Genomic DNA, 19,625 nt, shown 5'->3' with positions numbered 1-19,625 from the left:
AATCTGGATGGATGGAGTCTGGTGTTGATTCTTTATGGATCAATTGGTTGCAGTCAGGGCTGCGCCGGATCCTGTGCGGCAAGGACGGGCTGATCCCTCATTTCGAGGGTATGGCCTGCCTGGCGATAGTGCTTGTAGCGCTCGCGGGCTTGCTGCTTTTGTGTTTCGTCAGTGGGGACAAAATCTACCACTTGAGCGAAGTGTCCTGCAAACAAAGGTGTCGCAGTGGCCAGATTGATGAGGCGGGAGTAGCGTCGTTTCGGCGGTTGATAGCCGATCTCCACCGGAGCCATGCCGCTTTCGCCCTGCAGCTGGTGCGGCACGAAGCGCTCCGGCGGCAGCTGCCACAGCAGCTCGTCGAGGCGCAGAGCCTGAGCCTCATCGTCGCAGAACAGGTAGATATGGCCCGCGCTCCACGACTCGGCCGCAAGGGTGCAGGCCAGTCGCTCGACCGCAGAGGCCTGCGCGTCATCCTGTTCGCTCATCAGGTAAAAGGTCACTTGGCTCATCAGGTTGATCCCGTGTTGCAGTGACGGACTATTGACCGCCTCATGAGGCTCGCGGGGCGTTTCCCGTCCGCAGCTCACTGATTCAAGAATGAAACAAGGAAGAGGCGGGCCTCTTCCTTGTGGTACTGGGCAACTCCCTGGCTTCCGATACATTCATCGAAAGGGGCAGGGAAGTTACTCCTTCTCTTCGATATCCACGCCAGCCCGGTTCAGCAGGAACTGGGTCAGCAGGGGCACCGGACGACCGGTGGAGCCTTTGTCCTTGCCACTCTTCCAGGCTGTCCCGGCGATATCCAGGTGGGCCCAGTTGTACTTCTTGGTGAAGCGTGACAGGAAGGCTGCTGCAGTGATGGTACCGGCAGGGCGACCGCCGATGTTGGCCATGTCGGCGAACGGGCTGTCGATCTGCTCCTGATACTCGTCGAACAGCGGCAGACGCCATGCGCGATCACCCGCCTGTTCGGAGGCGTTGAGCAGCTCGTGGGCCAGCGGGTTGTGGTTGGCCAGCAGACCCGAGGTGTGGTGGCCCAGCGCGATAACGCAGGCACCGGTCAGGGTCGCCACGTCGATCACGGTTTCCGGATCGAAGCGGTCCACATAGGTCAGCGCATCACACAGCACCAGACGACCTTCCGCATCGGTGTTGAGCACTTCGATGGTCTGGCCGGACATGGAGGTGAGGATGTCACCCGGACGATAGGCGTTGCCACCCGGCATGTTCTCGCAGCCAGCCAGTACGCCGATGACGTTGATCGGCAGTTGCAGCTGGGCCAGCGCATGCATGGTACCGAGCACGGAGGCGGCGCCACCCATGTCGTACTTCATCTCGTCCATGCCGTCGGCCGGTTTGATGGAGATGCCGCCGGAGTCGAAGGTCAGACCCTTGCCGACCAGCACGATGGGCTTGGCATCCGGATGACCCTTGTATTCGATGATGGCCATCATGGCTTCGTTGTCGGAGCCGCGCGCCACCGCCAGATAGGAGTTCATGCCGAGCTCGGCCATCTCCTGCTCGCCCACCACCTTGGTGGTGATGTTGTCGTAGGCATCGGCCAGACGACGGGCCTGGGAGGCCAGATAGGCCGGGTTGCAGACGTTGGGCGGCATGTTCGCTACGTCGCGGCAGACCCGCACACCCTTGGCCACGGCCAGACCGTGAGCGATGGCTTTTTCACCAATGGTCAGTTCCCGACGTGTCGGCACGTTGAATACCAGCTTGCGCAGCGGGCGACGTGGCTCGGCCTTGTTGGTCTTGAACTGATCGAAGCTGTAGAGGCCCGCCTTGGTGGTTTCTACCGCCTGGCGCACCTTCCAATAGGTATCCCGACCCTTGACGTGCAGCTCGGTGAGGAAGCAAACCGCTTCCATGGATCCGGTTTCGTTCAGGGTGGTGATGGTCTTGTTGATGATCTGCTTGTACTGGCGTTCGTCGAGTTCCCGCTCCTTGCCGCATCCGACCAGCAGTACGCGCTCGCTGAGCACGCCCGGTACTTGATGCAGCAGCAGCATCTGGCCTGGTTTCCCTTCCAGGTCGCCACGGCGCAGCAGCGAACTGATATAGCCATCGCTGATCTTGTCCAGTTGTTCGGCAACCGGAGAGAGGCGACGAGGCTCAAATACGCCGACTACGACGCAGGCGCTCCGTTGCTTCTCTGGACTGCCACTCTTTACACTGAACTCCATGGAATCTCCTACATCCTAAAGACAAAAGGCACCTTTTATTGAATAATGCGGTGCTTGTTGGGGTATCAGAGGCGGAGCGAACAGCCACAGGCTCCGCAGTTCAAACTGGTAAAAATCCAATATACGGCCCTATTTTTCAGGCATTCGACTAAAAACACAAGTTTACTTGGGAATGACTGTGATCGTTTTCCGATATTTGTTCAGGGAAACCCTGAAAACCCAGCTGGCAGTGTTATTCGTATTGCTGCTTATCTTTGTCAGCCAACAATTTATCAAGATCATCGGTGACGCCGCCGATGGCGAGGTGCCGACACGTCTGGTCTCCACCCTGCTGCTGCTCAACTTGCCCAATATGGCGCTGCTGATGCTGCCTATCAGTCTCTTTTTAGCCATTTTGTTTGCCCATGGTCGCCTCTACGCCGAAAGCGAGATGACGGTGATGCATGCGGTCGGCTTCAGCCACCGTTTCGTGATGCGCAGCGCCATGTTGCTGGCCTTGCTGACGGCGGTGGTCGCGGCGTTCAACACCGGCTGGATCGCCCCGCAAGCCAAGGAGCGCGAGTATCAGGTGATCGACGAGTTCAAGGCGGATCCGGGTATCTCCTTCCTGCAGGCGGGCCGCTTTATGGAGCTCGACAAGGGGCGTCTGGTTGCCTATATCCAGGATTTGAACGACAACGGCTCAAAACTGCAAAAGATCTTCGTGCTGCAGCGGGCGGAGGGGAACAATCCTCCCTCGGTGGTGGTGGCGACCGAAGGGGTGGTGACAGTCGATGAGAACGGTCTGCAGTGGCTGACCCTGATGGATGGCTCCCGTTACGAAGGGAACTTCTCCGGCAAGCAGTTCCAGATCTCCGATTTTCGCGAATATGGTCTGGTGATCCGCCAGCAAGAGATGGAGCGTTCCAACCGCAAGGCGGCGGCCAAGCCGACCATGGAACTGTTCGGTACCCAGGACAACGCCATGATGGCGGAATTGCAGTGGCGTATCTCGCTGCCCCTCTCCATTCCGGTGCTCACCCTGCTGGTGGTACCGCTGGCGCGGGTCAACCCCCGTCAGGGGCGCTACGCCAAGCTGTTGCCGGCCATCATGCTCTATCTCTCCTACTTCCTGCTGCTCAGTGCCGCCCGTTCGGCCATCGACAGCGGTCGGCTGCCCTACTGGCCGGGGATGTTTCTGGTGCCGCTCGGTTACCTGCTGTTTATCGGCCTGCCCCTCAATCTGCAGGGCACCAGCTGGTGGAACGGGGTGAAAGGGCGCTATTTCAACAGAAAATCAGCATGATGCTGCAACATAGGAACTTCTGCTGATGTTTGGCATTCTCGATAGGTATATCGGTCGGGTCATTTTCATGTCGATCCTGCTGTGTGAAATCACGCTCGTTGGTCTGGCGGGGCTCATCAAGTATGTGGAGCAGCTCAAGTCGGTCGGTGACGGCAACTACGACATGATCAACGCCCTCTACTATGTGCTGCTCTCCATGCCCAAGGAGGCGGTGCTCTTCTTCCCGCTGGCCGCGCTGCTGGGTGGCCTGATTGGTCTGGGTCAGCTGGCGACCAGCTCCGAGCTGGTGGTGATGCAGGCGGCGGGTCGCTCCAAGATCAGTATTGTAATGGCGGCGCTCAAGACGGCGATCCCGCTGATGATCATGGTGGGGCTGATGGGGGAATATGTGGCCCCTATCGCCAAGCGGATGGCCGAAGATATTAGAGCTGGTGCGATTTCCGAAGGACGTCTGACTATCTCTGTTTATGGGGTGTGGGCTCGCGATGGCAACAACTTCGTCAATATCAACGGGGTGCGCAACGATGGCGCCCTCACCGGCATCACCCTCTATCGCTTCACCCCCGAGCGCAAGCTGATCGATGTGGTGCAGGCGCAGGAGGGTGTGTTCGAGCGTCACCACTGGCTGCTCAAGCAGACCCAGGTTACCCGCTTCGACGACCCGGCGCAGATCCGCAGCGAACAGCACGACAAGATGGAGTGGAGCTCGGAGCTGACGCCCAAACAGCTGGGGGTGGTGAGTATCGACCCCGAGAACCTCTCGGTCTCCGGTCTGCTCGACTACATCGGCTATCTCGATGCCAACAAGCAGGATGCCGGTCGCTACAAGCTGGAGATGTGGCGCAAACTGCTGTCACCGCTCTCGGTGGTGGCGATGATCCTGCTGGCCTCCTCCTTCATCTTTGGCCCGCTACGCTCGGTGAGCATGGGGGCTCGGATGCTGATGGGGATCATGACCGGCTTTGCCGTCTATGTGAGTGATCGGGTGTTTGGCCCCATCAGTCTGGTCTATGCGGTACCGCCCATTCTGGCGGCTATCGCGCCCAGCCTGCTGTTTGGCGGTATCTCCTTCTACATCCTCAGCCGCAAGCAGTAATCCGCACGAGGTTATGAGGAAATGCAAAGAGGGCACCTGTTGGTGCCCTCTTTCGTTGCTGCATTGATCCGGGATTATTTGTTAAGCAATTCCAGATTTTCCTGCTTGCTCAGCACGACCACTTCGCACTCGGCCCAGATATCCTGAAACGCCCGCGGACGCTGGCGGTTGAAGAGGCACATCAGGTTGCCCAGACCAAAGGCGGCGGTAGCGAGACGGATCAGCGCCTGGGTAACGCGGATGTGGCTGCCATCCTCGTTCTGAATGCGCAGCCGCCAGGCACGCATGCCGACGGTCTGGCCAGCGCGGGTCCAGAACCAGGTGTAGAAACCACAGATGACGAAGGCGAGCCACAGGGTGTAGATCAGGCTCAGGTGGTGGCGGGTCAGCAACCAGACGGTATCTTCACCCGCCGGTACGCTTGCCATGCCGGTAACCAGCAGCAGCTTGGCGACACCCATGCCGATAAAGCCAGCGATGATCAGCAGCGAAGTCACCACCAGCGCATCATAGATGAGGGCGCCGAGGCGACGCAGCAGACCCGCTGACGGGTATGGCTGAGTGGCGGGAGAGGGGGATTTTTGTTGGACTTTTTTAGGCTTGGCCATCGTTTTTATTCCATTAAGATGATGGCGGCATTCTATGTAACTGGCCCCGCATCGGCAAGGCGTTGAATAAATGAACAAACGGGAGTGTTCAATCGAAAAACACCTTGCATGGCATCGCGCCATTCGTATAATCCTTCGCAGTTGCCCGGGTGGCGAAATCGGTAGACGCAGCGGATTCAAAATCCGCCGGTGAATAACCGTGTCGGTTCGAGTCCGACCCCGGGCACCATATTACAGTTTCATGCCGTATCACGGCAGACCTGAAACCCGCATAGCTTAAGGCTCTGCGGGTTTTTTGTTATTTCCTGTCGTATCATATAGCCTCATGACATACCCCCATTGCCGGGGGTACATCTGGGGGTATCAGTCCAGATGGGGGTAAAAAGTACCCCCTCAGGCCACCAGCCCGCGCCGTTACAGGCCCGCCGAGTGTCCACTTTTTGTCCCCAGCATGCGATAAGTACCCCCAAGCAGAGACGGGAGATACCCCCATGCCGTTATCCGATACCGCAGCCAGGCAAGCCAAGTTCAGCGGCAAGCCTCAGAAGCTTTCCGATGAGAAGGGACTGTTCCTGCTGGTCAATCAGTCTGGTAAGTACTGGCGGCTCAAGTATCGCCATGGTGGCAAAGAGAAGGCGCTTGCCCTGGGTGTCTATCCCGAGGTGTCACTGAAAGAGGCGAGAGCTAAGCGGGATGATGCCCGCCGCCTGATCGCCGATGGCGTTGATCCCGGCTTGGTCCGCAAGCAAAGCAAGGTTGCTAGTCGGCTGGCCAGCGAAAGCAGTTTCGAAGCATTGGCGCGGGAGTGGCACCAAAGCCAGCTTGCCCGTTGGAGCCAAGGTCACGCCACTCGGGTAATCGAATCCTTGGAGGTCGATGCCTTCCCCGATCTTGGGCTTGTTCCTGTTGCTGAACTGACCGCCCCCATGATGCTGGAGGCTCTGCGGAAAGTTGAGAAGCGCGGAGCGACCGAAACAGCTGGGCGAGTGCTGCAGCGGATCAGTGCCATCATGCGTTACGCCATCCAGACAGGCCGAGCCAGCTACAACCCAGCTCAAGACCTGAAAGGGGCACTCAAAGCCGCCAAGAAAGAACACCGGCCGGCATTGCCCCGGGCGGAACTGCCAGAGTTCTACCGCCGTCTTGCTGTTGAGCCACTGAACCCTGCTACTCGCCTTGCTTTCCATCTGCTGAGGCTGACCATGACCCGCCCGGGCGAGGTGCGCTTTGCCCGCTGGGATGAATTCGACCTGGAGCGGGCAGAGTGGCGGATCCCTGCTGAGCGGATGAAGATGCGTTCAGAGCATATCGTCCCACTATCCCGGCAGGCGCTGGCTGTCCTTGATGAGCTCCACCAGCTCACCGGTCATTGTGAACTGTTGTTTCCCAGTGAGCGCAACCTGACCAAGCCCATGAGTGAGAACACCCTGAGCTATGCGATGGGACGGATGGGGTATGCGGGTGTTGCTACTCCTCATGGGTTCCGGGCTCTGGCATCCACCACCTTGAACGAAGAGGGCTTTGATCCGGACGTTATCGAGCGCCAGCTGGCCCACGCTGAACGCAATAAGGTGCGGGCTGCCTATCACCGGGCCGAGTACCTGGACGACCGCCGCAAACTACTGCAGTGGCTTGCTGATTTCTATGAATCTCAACAGGGTGGTACCGTACATCTAGTGAATCGTTAGAGAGGCGGTAGCATGACATTTGATTTATCAAGGGCTCCTGACAGTTTTCGTGAAATTGCCGATGTTATCGGCACTGAAAAAACTTTTCAGCTAATCGGGCAGCTACCAAGGTGTAAAACAAAAAAGCAAACCCACGTAATTCTGTACGTGCCAAAAAAAATCAAATCCGATCATGCTCTAGCCAAGATTATTGGTGTTGAACTAGCCACTAAGCTAGTTGAGGCTTTTGGGGGTGAAATTCTCTACCCGCCGATCTGCCATGATCACTATTTGACGTTCAGGAATAAGGCAGTCATAGACATGGTTAAGAGGGGGGCCTCACAAAAGGCCGTGGCCTGGTCGTTTGACATGTCAGACCGGCAGGTGCGCAACATCCTCAAAAAAGCCACCAGTGAACGAGATCCGGAAATCCCCCAAGAGGAACCATAACGCCTCTACATGTGACCTTACGAATCAAGCCGAATCACGGCTATTCAATGAGGCTCACAATATGAAATCCACGCAACACCAAATCCCAGCTATCCCTTCAACAGGATTTGTCCGCTCTGCGGCCATGCTTCCTCATCTGGGTTTTTCATCTGCCACGCTTTGGCGAAAGGTAAAAGATGGATCATTCCCTCAACCAGTAAAATTGTCAGAACGGATCACCGCTTGGCGCGCTGAAGAAGTACACGCCTGGATTGGCGCACAAGGCAAAGCTGCGTAGGGGGCGGAGATGAGCAAAAAAGAAAAGGCCGCACCGCAGAACGGCACGACCCCTAGTAAGCAAAGGGATCATAACATCAAGCCAGCCAAAGGCGCTACCAAGCTCGAGCTGGTGGCCCTTCACTTGGTAGAGAATGGTCCCCAAGGTATCAGTTCACTATCAGCTCTTGCTCGTTTGCATGACCTCAACGCTCGCAACTCAATCAGCGACTTGCGTCGCGATCACGGGATCGCTATTAGTGATGAGCTTTTTAGTCATCATCACAGTGGTGATGGAGTAACGCACCTCAAACGGTATTGGGTTGCAGACCGCGACCAAGCTCGGAAGCTGGTGGAACTGATCAACCTGAAACGTAAGCAGCGCGGCGCCGTGTCTATATCACAAGGCCAGGTTGCCAGCTACCTAGCTCGCTTCCCCATTCATTCCCCTGGCATGTCCACCAGCCAGCCAAACGAGGGGTAAGCCATGAACATGAGAACTAATGGGCGCAACGCTCAGGGCGAGGCCTTGCCCAAAGTTAGTCGTATGGGGTTGCTTGATACAGTGCGACACGGTACGATCTTTCCTGTCGTCACCTTAGACAAGTGGCGGCATGGCTGGCGGATTAGACACCCGCAAGCAGAGACTGAACAAAGGACAATTCGCACCTCTTCCCCCATTTCCGGCACCCTGCCGGGGATCTATCCGATTTTGGGGGCATGGGTCGGGAGCCAAAGAAAACGCCCCCACTGTGCCGTTCCTTTGTTCCGGCACTGTCTTGCGGCTACCCGATCCGCCTTGTTCAACGAACAAGGAATACCCCAAATGATCTTCACCTTCCTGATCGCCTCGAGCGCCTGCCGGCTGGCAGACCTGCGCCGTATCCGCACCATTACCGCCGTTGCTGACACCGAAGCCCAAGCCCGTATCGCTCTGGCTGGCCTGCCTCTGGTATTCATGTCCCGCACTCCGTCTGGGAGGGCCAAGGCATGAGAACGACCAAGCAGAAGAGCCCCGAGTTTTTGGCCGAGCTGGCAGACCTCTCCATGCGCCGTGTGCGCCGCATAGTGGATGGCAAGCCGGTGATGGTGACACTGATCAACCTGCCTGATGAGTACCCCTACAAGCCAACCAATAAGGGGGGCAAGGCATGATCTACTTCGCATGGGCAAACGGTAGTGAACAGCCCACCTTCACCGGCCCTATCAACCCACGCACCGGCAAACGTTCACAAGTTGGCAGCCTGAGCGCATTCAACTGGCGAACAGATCGAGATCGGTTTATTGCACAGACCAACGGCGCCGCGGTAGCGGTGACAGCCAAGCAAGCCCGGGAACTGAAAGCCGGATTGGATGAACGGGCTTTCAAGGAGCTGGTGGCCGTGCTGACAGGGGGTTGCAATGAGTGAGATCAACACGCTGGTGGAGGCGGTCGACCATCAAAACAGCCTTCCATCCAGGGCAGGTGCCTTCCTCAACTTCAAAGGCCTGGACAAGATGCAGGTGATCGTCATCCACACCGGTGAACAAGCCAACCGAGATGCGGAGATCAGAGCCACGCTGCAGCGAGCCCATAATGACGCCATCGCGGCAGATAACCCGATAGATCCAGAGTTTGAGCCAGAGCAGGCGTTATATGTTCGTCCGGTCCAACTGGATGAAGGGGGCGAGCTCTACAAAATGGCCGATCGGGATGCCACAGAGCGCGTCATCGTTCACCAGTTCGGCAACTTGGCACCAGAGAAAGCCAAGCGGCTGATCTTGGCATTGCGCAAGCAAGCGCCTAAGGCCGAGCTTTACCGCGGCAACTATGGCCAGAATGCCCAGCCTTGGCAACTGGTGGATGTGGTGGACTTCGAGCAGACGCTGGATCTGGTGAGCGGCAACCAGGGCAATACCAAGGCCAAGCAATCCGCCGCCGCTATCGCGGGGCAGGCAGCTGTTCCTGAGATTTCAGGAGATTGGAGTGACCAGCATCAAGCCAACGGGCTGACCGCAACCAAGGAGGTCATGATCGACAAAATGAGCGCCAGCCAACGGGCGGCTCTGCTGGTGGAGCGCTTGGGGGAGGTTGCGATAAATATCGAGGCTGAGCGTGTGTATCGTTATGACGGCAGTTTGTGGGGGCCGTTGTCAGATACCGAACTGCGCCGGGAGATGGCCGCTATTTTCACTGAGCATGGAGCTCCGTTCAGTGACAAGGGGATTGGGGCTGCAGTATCGACCATGAAGTTGATGATCCCGGTAATGGGGCAACCAAGCCAAGATCTGATCGGATTTGCCAATGGGGTCTATGACATGGAGGCTCGGGGGTTCCGTCCTCACTCTCCAGCTGATGGCCTGTTGAACCACAATGGTATTGAGTACGCAGCTCCGCTACCTGATGAATGTATCGAGCACCACGCGCCCAGCTTCACCAAGTGGTTGAGACACGCTGCAGAGGATGATGCTGCCAAAATGGATCGCATCAAGGCCGCTCTGTTTATGGTGCTGGCCAACCGCTATGACTGGCAGCTATTCCTTGAGGTGACCGGGGAGGGTGGCAGCGGTAAGAGCATCTTTGCACGGATTGCGACCCTGCTTGCTGGTGGCCCGCGCAATACTGGGTCCGGCAATATGGCCTCCCTGGATACTGCCAGAGGGCGAGCCCAGTTCGTAGACAAGCGGCTGATCGCCTTACCGGACCAATCCAAATACATTGGCGATGGCAGCGGCATCAAGGCCATCACTGGCGGGGATATGGTTGAGATCGATGGCAAGTATGAGAAGCAGTACGGCGCGGTCATTAAGGCGGTGGTACTGGTGACCAACAACGAGCCGATGATCATTACCGAGCGTAATGGGGGAGTATCCCGCCGAAGGGTGATTTTTACCTTTAACCGGGTCGTGGGAGAGACCGACAAAGACCCGCTATTGGGAGAGAAGATAGCGGCAGAGCTGCCGGTGGTGATCCGCCACCTACTTACCCTATTCACAGATCCGGAACGCGCGCGCCTGCTATTGCTGGAGCAACGCAATTCAGGAGACGCTCTTACCATCAAGCGGGCCACGGATCCGGTGATCGATCTTTGCGGGCTGGTGGCTTTTCTCGATGAGCCCAAGGGCCTGATGATGGGAGGTAATCCGGAGATCAAGCGAGAGCCAAGACGCTATCTCTATCACCTCTACCTTGCATTCATGGATTATCACGGACTGGGTCGTCCGCTATCCGTTCAGGGATTTACCCGAGCGGTCAAAGCGGCGGCCAAGGAGTACGGCACCCAGTACAGCAGCAGGACGATCAAGGGCAAGGCCCAAACGAACGTTACACCGACCGAGGCGGCAGAACAGTTCATGCCCCAGGCTGCCGATGTTGGGAATGAATGACGCCATCCAGAAGTAAATGAGGGCTGCCGAGTGTGGCCCTTATGCTTATCGCCGCCATATACGTAGGACTTTTGCAAATGAACCCTACAAACCCTACCCGAATCACTGAAAGCCATGCTGCATAAGGGATTTAAAGAGGTAGGGATATTATTTTTTAACCCTACCTAAACCCTACCTTTTTAGCCTTAACCCTACCATTACCCGAAACAGGTAAACATTCCCCAAAATAGGGAAGGATGGCTTTTTTGGATCAGAGATCGTCACACTGGAAAGTAGTTGGTTCAGTGTTGCTGGTAGGGTCTAAAAGTAGGGATTGGGTAGGGTGTAAATTTTAAACCCTCCCCGCGCAAAGCCAGTCGTATCAAGGCTTTCATCTTGGGTAGGGTTTGTAGGGTATATTTCGGCATAAAAGTTTCCCCCACGCTATTCGCTCAAAATGACCAACAAATGATCGCGGGCAAAATCCCGCGCAAAACTCGTCAGTCACCCATCCGAACCGGTGTCCGCCAAGGGCTGAAACTCCGCGCTTAATCTGGCCGAAGCGGATACCTTCCTTGGTTGGCTGATTTCTTAGCCGACCCCCCACTGATTGGCGCCTAATTTTGCCTTGGGTCCTTCCTCCCGGGGGATCCCCTGCGGGGGCATGGACGCCGCGATCTTTGATATCTGCATGGGCTTTCAAATCGATCACTACGACTATGTCTCCCGAAAAGTCGGGAGATTTAGATCAGTGTTGCTGGGGGCGTGCGCTGATTGCCAGCTGGGGGGGCGCGAATGGGGGAACTCAGCCAACGGCTGGGTTAATAAGCGGCAGCCAAAGGCCGGCCTGCAGAACGTTTTTGATTGCGTCGTACCAGAGGCGGAAATCCCCCAAGAGGAAACAATCATGCTGCGTGGGGCAAGCTGTTATCCAGTCAGAGCGATTAGGATGAACAGAGCCATGAACCAATTGCAAACATTACTCAATGATGCCAAAAGCCAAATTGGCGCCATCGTCACTTACAACCAGGATAATTCAGTTCGCCACATAACTCCGAAGGTACCGGCATCCGTATCCACTTTGCGACTTCGCGATCTTACCTTACCGCCATTCCTAGCCGCGGATGCTGACAACAGTATCCATATCCCGTTAGGCACAGAAGCAGGGAAAAAAACCAAGCTACCTACTGCAATCATGCAAGCAAGCCGTGTAGCCAAAGCTGGTGCCAAGATCATTATTCTTGAGCAGTCAGGGGAAGCAATTCCGATAGGTAACGGTGATGTGGTTATGACTCGCCGTACCAATGGATTCACATTGGTTGAACCTGCAAATTTTTCTCAAGTGGATGACGATAAAGAGCTGACAAAATCCCCACTGCCGGTGTTTCGTTCAGAAGTTGATATGGACACCATGCCGGGATTCGGCTTTCGCGTAGAGCCTAGCCGTGCCGAACAAAAATCATATGAAGACGGGAAATTGGCAGATATCACCATTGCCGCTATTGCAATGGGTGTGGCCAGGGTTGCCGATATGGTGCTGCTGAAAGCAATTGAGGCTAGTAATCCCTCGGCGTTTTCTCTGGGTGAGGTTGCTGCTCTTGGTTATGAATTTGGGGAACTTCGTGCTCTCGTTGGGACTTCTGCTCCCGGTGCTGTTGTTGGTCATGATGGTGTGTTGCGGGCTGCTGGTGTGCCGGCTGAGCTGACACCTGATATGTCGCCCACACTGGTCGGATCCTGGTCTCGTTCCGCTGTGGCGGTTCATGAAGATATCACTTTGATAGTTGAGCGCCTTGATGTGTCGGGAAGGATGGCGATCACCTGCTGGTGTCATGCCCAAGCGCTGCTACCTAACCCCGCGGCTTTCTGGACTGTTGGGGGAGTATAGATATGGACAACCGGAAGAGAGGGGGTGTTGACGAGGCTACAGCTCTACCTAGTGAGGTTTTGGCGGCAATCGAGGGCGCAACCTTTCATCCGCGTCCAGATGGCGATGATGGCGCACCACGTACCGTGGTTCAGCTATGCCACCTCCGAGGGTGGATACACGGTGCCGATGATGCCAAATACTTGGCAAATGCATTTCCAGAGCTGACAGATGCCCAAATTGCCAGAGCATGTCGCTATTTGGCTACCGTGGTAAGGCGACACATAAATCTGATGCAGACAGGTGGTAATTCACCTCGGAAAAACTGGGTCCATGAATGGTGAGGGTTCGCGATGAGTAAGAAAAGTGAGCACAAGCATAACGAGTGGCGCCGTCTCACCGTTTTGCTGACAAATGATCAATTTAAAAAGCTGGAGGAGGCCAGAGCCATCTTTCAGCAAACAACCGGCTTTGAAATAGGCATGAGCCCATTCGCTGCCAAAGCCATGGAAAAAGGTCTGTAGACCTAATGATGTTCTGAGCGCCTCTGGTTGGGGGCGCGGTCGTGCGCTGGTGGCCCCAGCCAGTTCAGTAAAAGTGGGGCACTTACTTAAGGAGAGCGAGTTATGTCAGAAGAACTATCAGAGACTCAAGAGCAGCAACCAGAGACAAAACCCCGCAAAAAGTACAAAGCAAATGGGGGGCAATCTGCCAAGCGTTCGGCTTTGCGCAAGCTGGTAAAGCGGGGCGCAATCGTCGGTAGCTGGGATGCCAAGTGGTTTGGTTTGTGAGCTCGCCCCAGTGTTTTTGTGGTGGGTCCTTCCTCCGGGGGGATCCCCTGCGGGGGCATGGACGCCGCGGCATTTGATATCTGCGAGGCGGCTGGAAGTGGAATTTATGTTTATATCTGGCGGCAAATCCTGAGACTTTACATGCGTTGCGCACTTGAGGAATTGTAAACTGTTCCTCTATTGGCAATGGTGTACTGAGGAATTCTGACGCGCTATGAAAAACCACACGCAAGTTCCTGCATTGATCCGCCGCTGTGACATCGAGCTATTGCTTGGGGGGATCGGTAGAACCACATTCTATCGGCGCCGCCAGGAGTGGGCTGCTCAGGGTACCCCGTTCCCAGAGCCCCTCAACTGGATGGCAAAGGGAGGCACCCTATGGCGCCGTCATGAAGTGATCGCCTTTTTGGTGGCGAGAGGATTAATGTTGCCTGAGTCGCCTTGATGCCACTCACGCGTATCCTGTCGTTGTATCATGCCATATCATGACAATGCATTTAGTTTGGGGGTATTTTTGGGGGTATAAAAGAAAGTCTCATTGAAATTATCTGTTATTAAACAAAGTGTTATATTTCAAGTTCGATAGAGACCCCGGCACCATCAAATTCATGACAAAAGGCCATCAGCAATGATGGCCTTTTGTTTTTTGGCGTTTCTGCGCATTGGTGCGTTGCTGCTGAGCAGGCAGTACTTCCCGTTACCTCTTGGTATCCCTTCTCTTTTCCCGCTCTCCGTTATTTCCTTTCCTTGATATAGCCGCTGACAGCATCACCGCCAGCGGTCTGTTTCTATTGCGTTTTTTTTTTCCAAACCTTGCTGCATCAGAACATGGTTGCCGTGCTATCCCAGCAGGGCAAACAGCAGGGTACCGAGGCTGCCAGCGAGTGTCAGCGCGATGATGGCTCTGGGTGTACCGTGCAGCTTGGTCCACATAAACAGGCTGGTGAGGGCCAGCAGTAGCAGGGCCAGGGCGGCGATATCGCCAAACAGCTGCCAGCCGAGGCCGGTGCCCATGCCGCGGTGCAGCCGGTTGAGGCTGGCGGCAAAATTGGCCAGTTGCAGGTTGGTACGTACCAGCAGGGTACCCTCAACATAGCTGGCGGCCACGCTTTGGCTGAGGGTGACGCCGCGCATTTCCCACTTGGCGGGCAGGATGAGCGGGCCGTTCGGGGTGGGCAGGGTCTGGGCCGGGGTGATCATGGTTCGCCCGTCGGCAAAGGTATCGGGATAGCGCTGTTGCAGCAGGATTTTCAGCTGCTCCGGGCTGGCGAGCGGCGCCTCCAGCACTATCTCTTCACTCGATTTGTCGGTGTGGGGGCCGGGGATGGGCAACACGGCACGGTGTTGCAGCCAGAGACCGGTGATGCCGTACATCAGCATCAGGGCGAGGGTAAAAAAACCGGCCCAGGCATGGAGGCGGCGTACCCATTTGTTGTTGTGAAGGGGAACTCTTCTGCGTTTCATCGTGGTTGCTTCATAAAAAAACTGGCCAGCAGGGGCTGGCCAGTCGGGGTGGTTGTCACAGAGATCAGAAGCGGTAGGTACCGGTCAGACTCAGCTGACGGGGCGTACCCGGCATGATCTGGGTGGCACTGGTGGCGCTGACAAAGTACTCGTGATCGGTCAGGTTTTCGGCGCTCAGCTCGGCTTCCCACTGTTGCCAGCGATAGCCCGCTCTGGCATCAACGCGTGCATAGCCGGGGAGCACCGTGGTATTGGCATTGTCAGCAAAGCGATCACCCACAGCGGTAACACCGCTCTCGCCGAACCAGCCGAGCTTTCCTTGCTGATAACCGGCAAACAGTTCGCCATTTAGGCGTGATACGCTACTTGGGCGATTGCCCTTATTGATGGAGTCTTCCACCATTTCTGCATCTTGCAGAGCTATGCCGCCGCGGAGATAAACCTCGTCGTTCAGCTGAGCTCGTGTACTGAGTTCGATACCGTCGGTACGTTGCAGGCCAGTCAGGAGAACTGTTTTGTTGTCATTGGGGTCTGTACGACGCTTGTTGTACATCTCGAGGCGGTAGAACGACAGAGTCGTGGCCAAATGACCATCCAGCCAGTCGCTCTTAACGCCAGTTTCATATTGACGAGTGAACTCGGGATCGAGGTTGTTGTTTTTGTTTCCAACCTCATTTAGACCGATCAGGGCGCCACCGTTAGGCATAAAACTCTTGCTGTAGGAGACATAGAGGGCGTGCTCCTCTACTGGACTCCATACCAAGCCGGCACGTGGGCTCAATGCGCTGTTGGTAATGGTCTCTTCAGAGCTCTTGATGTTATCACGGCTATTGACCTCGAAGTGGTCATAACGCAGACCCAGTAATAGTTGCCAGTCGCCTAGAGTCAGCTGGTCCTGCACATAGGTGCCAGTGCTACGCACTTTACTGCGCTTGTCCGAGGAGGAGGACATCTTGCCGTCATAGGTCGGTAGGGCCTCAGGGTTGTAAAGGTTGAAAGATTTAAGTTCAGGGCTTCTCCATAGTTTGGGATAACGCTCCTGCCACCCCTGATCGGTGCCGACCAATAGGGTGTGGGCAATGGGGCCACTCTGCAGGTGTCCTTCGACCTCAAGACTGGAGGCGAGATTGCGGGTTTGTAAATCTTGCTGCCAGCGAGTTCGAGTTATTTGCTCACCTTCCATTTTGGTTATGTAGGTATTGTCGAACTGGCTCGAGAGATCGATCAGGTTCAGTTGCTGGCGCACCTGCCAGTCGTCGTTTACATCCCAAGTGAAGCGAGAACGTGCCGACTGTGCCAGATCGTTGATGTAGTCGCGCCGTAAATCGCTATAGACGGCGTCACGTGGCACATCTGCTGGACGACCGTTAAGGCCGGGGATACCGCGGTCCGGCGTGCGGTGCGATTCATTGCGTTCGTATTGCAGCAGCCAGCTCAATCGATCAGTGATATCCCAGTTCATGGCTGGTGCCACCATAGTACGTCTGCCGTGCACGCCATTACGGAAGCTGTCGTTGTCTTCCTGAGCGACGTTGAGTCGTAGTTGCACCGCCTCGCTCGGCTCGGCGCTCAGGTCTGCGGCCATGCGTTGGTAATCGTAACTTCCCACGCGTACTGTGACGCTGGACTCCTGCCCTTTCTGCGGTTTTTTGCTGATGCGGTTGATGATGCCGCCGCTGCTACCACGCCCGTAGAGTACTGCAGCCGGGCCCTTGAGCACTTCCACCCGCTCGATGTTGCCGAGATCCCGGGTGTACTGCATGTCGTCGCGGAATCCGTCGAGATAGAAATCCGTGCCTGCGCTAAAGCCGCGGATTGTGACGCCGTCGAAACGGGTATCACCGCTTGCATCAACACCTGGAATGCCGACCAGAGCTTCGCTCAATGTGGGTTGGCCGAAGGCGGTCAGATCGCTGACCTTGACGCTGTCGATGGTCTGGGGAACCAGCTTGGCTGGCGTATTGGTCCGGGTAGCGGTGGCAACTTCCTGATGCTGGGAGCGTTTGCCAACCACAGTCATGGTTTCATCGGTGGCCTGGGCAGTGAAGCCGGTGCCCAGCAGTGCCAGCGAGACCAGCGTTCTGCGAAAGTGAGGGTGCTGCATATTCAATATTGACTCTTTGGATGTCGACCTGACGGCTCGAACATATTGATTTAATTATAATTAGCCTGACCCGTCAAAGCGGGATGCCAATGATATTGATTTTCATTTGTCTGGCAAGGTGAAAATGGATAGGGGCATTGGAGGAGGGTTGTGCGGTCGGGGAAGCACGGCTGAAAAGCAGAACCATTGCAGCAAACCGCGGTAATGAAGCGAGAGCAAAAGGGTGTAGCGGAAGAGAAAGAGACAAAACGTGAAGATCTATCCGGCCCGATGTGTCGGGCCGGATGGAGGGTTCAGTGGGTGCGCAGCAGTCGGCGGGTGAGGGGTTGGGCCGCCAGCAGGCGATAGGCAAGCAGAGACGATCCCAGCAGCAGCGGCACCTTGGCGATCTCCCACAGGATGGATGCGCCCTGCGGGCCGAATACGAAGAGCCAGACCACCAGCATCATGTGCAGGCAGTAGATCCCGAGCACTTTGGGGGCCTGACGTTCAAGCCAGCTGCCCTTGCCCCACTCGGGGTTGGCCAGCAGCAGTCCAAACAGGCCGAGAGCCCAGGGAAGGGAGCCGAGCAGGAAGTCGTGGCGGGTGAGCGGCACTGCGGCAAAGTGCTGCAGCGCCCAGGCTTCACAGCCATAGAGCGTCACGCCCGCCAGCAGCAGTTGCCAGCCGGTGCGGGCATCGGGCTGCCACTGACGCTGGCGCAACAGGGCCCCGAGCGCCACAAACAGCAGGGAGAAGAAGGGGCCGTTACGGGTGAGCAGTGGCCACTCGGCGCCCAGCAGCGGCGGCATAGGAGCCCCCCAGCAGCGCCAGCAGGTAGAGGCCAAGACCCAGCCAGAGGGCGAGCGCTGGTCTGCCAAGCCGGTAGCAGAGTGCCAGCAGGGTCACCGCCATGATCAGGGCAGGCAGGAACCAGAGGTGGATCATGCCGCCCATCAGCCAGCCATTGAGGGGGTCGCCGAGCTGGAATTGCCACTGCCCGCGCAGGGAGGCCAGATAGCCTTGCTGCACGGCATCAAGCGGATTGAACGGCACCAGCAGGTAGACCAGACTCCACACCAGCCAGAGCAGCAGCAAGGGGCGGCAGTAGCGCCAGGTAACGGTCAGCGGCGCTTCGCGACTCAGTCTCGGCTGCAGAAAGTAACCGGCACAGAGGAAAAACAGCGGCACGGCAAAGCGGCATAACTGGTTGATGGTGCCGCTCAGCCAGAGCCAGGATCCGCTTCCCCACAGGGTGGGATTGAAGGGGTTGGCGAAGGGGGATACGTGAATGGTCATCACGGCCAGAATGGCCAGTACCCGCCCGCACTCGATACTGGAAATACGCATGGTGGCTCGTCGTTACAGGGGTTGTGATGGCACGCTAAAATTCTTACTGCTAGGTTACAACCAATTGATTCTATTAGTGTGAATCACACTGTTGAGTAGTTACGTTTTGTAACGGGATGGCGGAAGGTGTTACCTGTAGCGGGAACTAGATCCCATTTTTTGGGCGCGCTCATGCAGATAAAAAAAGCGAGGCAGGTGCCTCGCTTGGTTGGGGATCTCGAGCTTACTGGTGAGTCAGCATGCTGCTCTGGTTGGCGGCCAGGGTGGTTCTGCCCGAGCTCTCCAGCCAGGTTTTGATCCGCTTGGCGTCGGCGACCCGATCGTTGGTGGTCTCGGCATTGAGCAACACCATGATCACCGGCTCACGATTGACCTTGGTACCCAGCACCAGACAGCGGCCCGCTTCGCGGATATAGCCGGTCTTGGAGAGGGTGAACTCCCATTGCCCTTCGCGGATCAACCGGTTGGAGTTGAGGTAGTGCAGCTGACGCTTGTTGGTGCGCACATAACTCTGCTCGTCGGTGGAGTACTGGCGGATCAGCGGATAGGAGGCCGCTGCGGCGGCGAGTTTGGCGAGATCCTGCGCGGTGGAGACATTGCGCGGGTTGAGCCCTGTGCTGTCGGCGTAGCGGGTATTCCACATCCCCAGCATGCGGGCTTTGGCGTTCATCGCCTCGACAAAGGCACGCTGGCCACCGGGATAGTGGCGGGCCAGTGCCGAGGCTGCGCGGTTTTCAGAGGACATCAGGGCGATATGGAGCATTTCGGCGCGACTGAGCCTGGAACCTATGGCCAAGCGCGAGCCGGTTCCCTTGATGCGGTCGATGTCGGCATTGGTCACGGTGAGCATTTCGTTGAGGCGCAGGTTGGCATCCAGCACCACCAGCGCCGTCATCAGCTTGGTGAGTGAGGCGATGGGCATCACCCGGTTGCCGTTGCGCTCGGAGATCACCTCGCCGGTTCTGTGGTTGGCCACCACGAAAGCGGCCGAGCTGAGGTTGGGCACATCCCGTCGCTCGAGAAAGCCGCTGCTGCTCTTGCTGCTGGCGGAAAAGGGGTTGGCATGGGCACTGTCCATAGTGGCCGGCAGCATTACTGCGCCAAGCAACAGGGGAAGGAGGGAACGCATCATCATGATCAGCTCTACCGGACGAAATACAGGGATATCTCGC

General features: G+C 56.7%; 19 protein-coding genes, 1 tRNA gene and 1 pseudogene. 14 read left to right on the top strand and 7 right to left on the bottom strand.

Translation table 11 applies throughout. The annotated features are described in order from the left end of the window. Window positions 1–53: 53 nt before the first annotated feature. Together ACTG1K_RS01255 and pepA are read right to left on the bottom strand one after the other, a co-directional pair. Entirely contained in the window at window positions 54–509 is a 456-nt protein-coding gene (locus tag ACTG1K_RS01255) for a DNA polymerase III subunit chi (protein WP_416032808.1), read from the bottom strand. A 174-nt stretch (window positions 510–683) separates the two neighbouring features. Then, window positions 684–2,192, bottom strand: a complete 1,509-nt coding sequence (gene pepA / locus ACTG1K_RS01250) for a leucyl aminopeptidase (RefSeq protein WP_005336423.1) — start codon at window positions 2,190–2,192, stop codon at window positions 684–686. Window positions 2,193–2,364: 172 nt separating this feature from the next. Here pepA and lptF point away from each other — a divergent pair, with 172 nt between their 5' ends. Together lptF and lptG are read left to right on the top strand one after the other, a co-directional pair. Next, window positions 2,365–3,477, top strand: a complete 1,113-nt coding sequence (gene lptF, locus ACTG1K_RS01245) for an LPS export ABC transporter permease LptF (protein WP_043821844.1) — start codon at window positions 2,365–2,367, stop codon at window positions 3,475–3,477. 25 nt (window positions 3,478–3,502) lie between these two features. Further along, window positions 3,503–4,573: an LPS export ABC transporter permease LptG gene (gene lptG, locus ACTG1K_RS01240; RefSeq protein WP_164535868.1), complete on the top strand. Its 1,071-nt coding sequence runs from the start codon at window positions 3,503–3,505 to the stop codon at window positions 4,571–4,573. 74 nt (window positions 4,574–4,647) lie between these two features. On the opposite strand, the gene ACTG1K_RS01235 is transcribed toward lptG, so the two are convergent. Continuing rightward, entirely contained in the window at window positions 4,648–5,181 is a 534-nt protein-coding gene (locus ACTG1K_RS01235; RefSeq protein ID WP_162518074.1) for an RDD family protein, read from the bottom strand. A 143-nt stretch (window positions 5,182–5,324) separates the two neighbouring features. Here ACTG1K_RS01235 and ACTG1K_RS01230 point away from each other — a divergent pair. From ACTG1K_RS01230 to ACTG1K_RS01175, 12 genes are all read left to right on the top strand, one after another. After that, window positions 5,325–5,410 (top strand) — tRNA-Leu (locus ACTG1K_RS01230). Between the two features lie 262 nt (window positions 5,411–5,672). Further along, complete coding sequence (locus ACTG1K_RS01225; protein WP_440004721.1) at window positions 5,673–6,869, top strand: tyrosine-type recombinase/integrase; 1,197 nt, start codon at window positions 5,673–5,675, stop codon at window positions 6,867–6,869. 12 nt (window positions 6,870–6,881) lie between these two features. Then, the gene (locus ACTG1K_RS01220) at window positions 6,882–7,298 is read left to right on the top strand and encodes a Mor transcription activator family protein (RefSeq protein WP_279976549.1); all 417 of its coding nucleotides are present in this window, start codon (window positions 6,882–6,884) and stop codon (window positions 7,296–7,298) included. A 61-nt stretch (window positions 7,299–7,359) separates the two neighbouring features. Next, complete coding sequence (locus ACTG1K_RS01215) at window positions 7,360–7,575, top strand: helix-turn-helix transcriptional regulator (protein WP_270817434.1); 216 nt, start codon at window positions 7,360–7,362, stop codon at window positions 7,573–7,575. 9 nt (window positions 7,576–7,584) lie between these two features. After that, window positions 7,585–8,037, top strand: a complete 453-nt coding sequence (locus ACTG1K_RS01210; protein WP_043154149.1) for a hypothetical protein — start codon at window positions 7,585–7,587, stop codon at window positions 8,035–8,037. Window positions 8,038–8,379: 342 nt separating this feature from the next. Further along, window positions 8,380–8,547, top strand: a complete 168-nt coding sequence (locus ACTG1K_RS01205) for a hypothetical protein (RefSeq protein ID WP_160171048.1) — start codon at window positions 8,380–8,382, stop codon at window positions 8,545–8,547. Beyond that, entirely contained in the window at window positions 8,544–8,708 is a 165-nt protein-coding gene (locus ACTG1K_RS01200) for a hypothetical protein (protein WP_421248327.1), read from the top strand. Before ACTG1K_RS01205 ends, ACTG1K_RS01200 begins: the two co-directional genes overlap by 4 nt. Continuing rightward, complete coding sequence (locus tag ACTG1K_RS01195) at window positions 8,705–8,962, top strand: hypothetical protein (protein ID WP_270817431.1); 258 nt, start codon at window positions 8,705–8,707, stop codon at window positions 8,960–8,962. The genes ACTG1K_RS01200 and ACTG1K_RS01195 overlap by 4 nt, the downstream gene beginning before the upstream one ends. Beyond that, window positions 8,955–10,919, top strand: coding sequence for a DNA primase family protein (locus ACTG1K_RS01190; protein ID WP_270817430.1), 1,965 nt, complete (start codon window positions 8,955–8,957; stop codon window positions 10,917–10,919). The genes ACTG1K_RS01195 and ACTG1K_RS01190 overlap by 8 nt, the downstream gene beginning before the upstream one ends. Window positions 10,920–11,859: 940 nt before the next feature. Next, entirely contained in the window at window positions 11,860–12,786 is a 927-nt protein-coding gene (locus ACTG1K_RS01185) for a hypothetical protein (RefSeq protein ID WP_421248325.1), read from the top strand. 332 nt (window positions 12,787–13,118) lie between these two features. Further along, complete coding sequence (locus ACTG1K_RS01180) at window positions 13,119–13,289, top strand: hypothetical protein (RefSeq protein WP_270817428.1); 171 nt, start codon at window positions 13,119–13,121, stop codon at window positions 13,287–13,289. Between the two features lie 102 nt (window positions 13,290–13,391). After that, window positions 13,392–13,556, top strand: coding sequence for a hypothetical protein (locus ACTG1K_RS01175; RefSeq protein ID WP_416004143.1), 165 nt, complete (start codon window positions 13,392–13,394; stop codon window positions 13,554–13,556). Between the two features lie 840 nt (window positions 13,557–14,396). On the opposite strand, the gene ACTG1K_RS01170 is transcribed toward ACTG1K_RS01175, so the two are convergent. From ACTG1K_RS01170 to pbpG, 4 genes and pseudogenes are all read right to left on the bottom strand, one after another. After that, a complete protein-coding gene (locus ACTG1K_RS01170) occupies window positions 14,397–15,020 on the bottom strand; it encodes a PepSY-associated TM helix domain-containing protein (RefSeq protein WP_440004720.1) in 624 nt (207 codons plus the stop codon). Between the two features lie 64 nt (window positions 15,021–15,084). Continuing rightward, on the bottom strand, window positions 15,085–17,124 hold the full coding sequence (locus tag ACTG1K_RS01165; protein ID WP_440004719.1) for a TonB-dependent receptor: 2,040 nt from the start codon (window positions 17,122–17,124) through the stop codon (window positions 15,085–15,087). Window positions 17,125–17,417: 293 nt separating this feature from the next. After that, window positions 17,418–18,453, bottom strand: a pseudogene (locus ACTG1K_RS01160) (acyltransferase). Between the two features lie 223 nt (window positions 18,454–18,676). Further along, a complete protein-coding gene (pbpG, locus tag ACTG1K_RS01155; RefSeq protein ID WP_005336410.1) occupies window positions 18,677–19,588 on the bottom strand; it encodes a D-alanyl-D-alanine endopeptidase in 912 nt (303 codons plus the stop codon). Between the last annotated feature and the right edge of the window lie 37 nt (window positions 19,589–19,625).

This window comes from Aeromonas sp. 102P (assembly GCF_051920345.1).
Classification (GTDB): domain Bacteria; phylum Pseudomonadota; class Gammaproteobacteria; order Enterobacterales; family Aeromonadaceae; genus Aeromonas; species Aeromonas veronii.
Note: the sequence above shows the minus strand (reverse complement) of the source record. Positions and strands in the feature narration are given on the sequence as shown.

What these genes read in the sequence shown, in the direction of transcription:
- pepA (WP_005336423.1), bottom strand. Translation starts at nt 2,192, where the DNA reads ATGGAGTTCAGTGTAAAGAGTGGCAGTCCAGAGAAGCAACGGAGCGCC.
- ACTG1K_RS01210 (WP_043154149.1), top strand. Translation starts at nt 7,585, where the DNA reads ATGAGCAAAAAAGAAAAGGCCGCACCGCAGAACGGCACGACCCCTAGT.
- ACTG1K_RS01165 (WP_440004719.1), bottom strand. Translation starts at nt 17,124, where the DNA reads ATGCAGCACCCTCACTTTCGCAGAACGCTGGTCTCGCTGGCACTGCTG.
- ACTG1K_RS01215 (WP_270817434.1), top strand. Translation starts at nt 7,360, where the DNA reads ATGAAATCCACGCAACACCAAATCCCAGCTATCCCTTCAACAGGATTT.
- lptF (WP_043821844.1), top strand. Translation starts at nt 2,365, where the DNA reads ATGACTGTGATCGTTTTCCGATATTTGTTCAGGGAAACCCTGAAAACC.
- ACTG1K_RS01205 (WP_160171048.1), top strand. Translation starts at nt 8,380, where the DNA reads ATGATCTTCACCTTCCTGATCGCCTCGAGCGCCTGCCGGCTGGCAGAC.
- ACTG1K_RS01180 (WP_270817428.1), top strand. Translation starts at nt 13,119, where the DNA reads ATGAGTAAGAAAAGTGAGCACAAGCATAACGAGTGGCGCCGTCTCACC.
- ACTG1K_RS01235 (WP_162518074.1), bottom strand. Translation starts at nt 5,181, where the DNA reads ATGGCCAAGCCTAAAAAAGTCCAACAAAAATCCCCCTCTCCCGCCACT.
- ACTG1K_RS01175 (WP_416004143.1), top strand. Translation starts at nt 13,392, where the DNA reads ATGTCAGAAGAACTATCAGAGACTCAAGAGCAGCAACCAGAGACAAAA.
- ACTG1K_RS01225 (WP_440004721.1), top strand. Translation starts at nt 5,673, where the DNA reads ATGCCGTTATCCGATACCGCAGCCAGGCAAGCCAAGTTCAGCGGCAAG.
- pbpG (WP_005336410.1), bottom strand. Translation starts at nt 19,588, where the DNA reads ATGATGATGCGTTCCCTCCTTCCCCTGTTGCTTGGCGCAGTAATGCTG.
- lptG (WP_164535868.1), top strand. Translation starts at nt 3,503, where the DNA reads ATGTTTGGCATTCTCGATAGGTATATCGGTCGGGTCATTTTCATGTCG.
- ACTG1K_RS01170 (WP_440004720.1), bottom strand. Translation starts at nt 15,020, where the DNA reads ATGAAACGCAGAAGAGTTCCCCTTCACAACAACAAATGGGTACGCCGC.
- ACTG1K_RS01255 (WP_416032808.1), bottom strand. Translation starts at nt 509, where the DNA reads ATGAGCCAAGTGACCTTTTACCTGATGAGCGAACAGGATGACGCGCAG.
- ACTG1K_RS01185 (WP_421248325.1), top strand. Translation starts at nt 11,860, where the DNA reads ATGAACCAATTGCAAACATTACTCAATGATGCCAAAAGCCAAATTGGC.
- ACTG1K_RS01200 (WP_421248327.1), top strand. Translation starts at nt 8,544, where the DNA reads ATGAGAACGACCAAGCAGAAGAGCCCCGAGTTTTTGGCCGAGCTGGCA.
- ACTG1K_RS01190 (WP_270817430.1), top strand. Translation starts at nt 8,955, where the DNA reads ATGAGTGAGATCAACACGCTGGTGGAGGCGGTCGACCATCAAAACAGC.
- ACTG1K_RS01195 (WP_270817431.1), top strand. Translation starts at nt 8,705, where the DNA reads ATGATCTACTTCGCATGGGCAAACGGTAGTGAACAGCCCACCTTCACC.
- ACTG1K_RS01220 (WP_279976549.1), top strand. Translation starts at nt 6,882, where the DNA reads ATGACATTTGATTTATCAAGGGCTCCTGACAGTTTTCGTGAAATTGCC.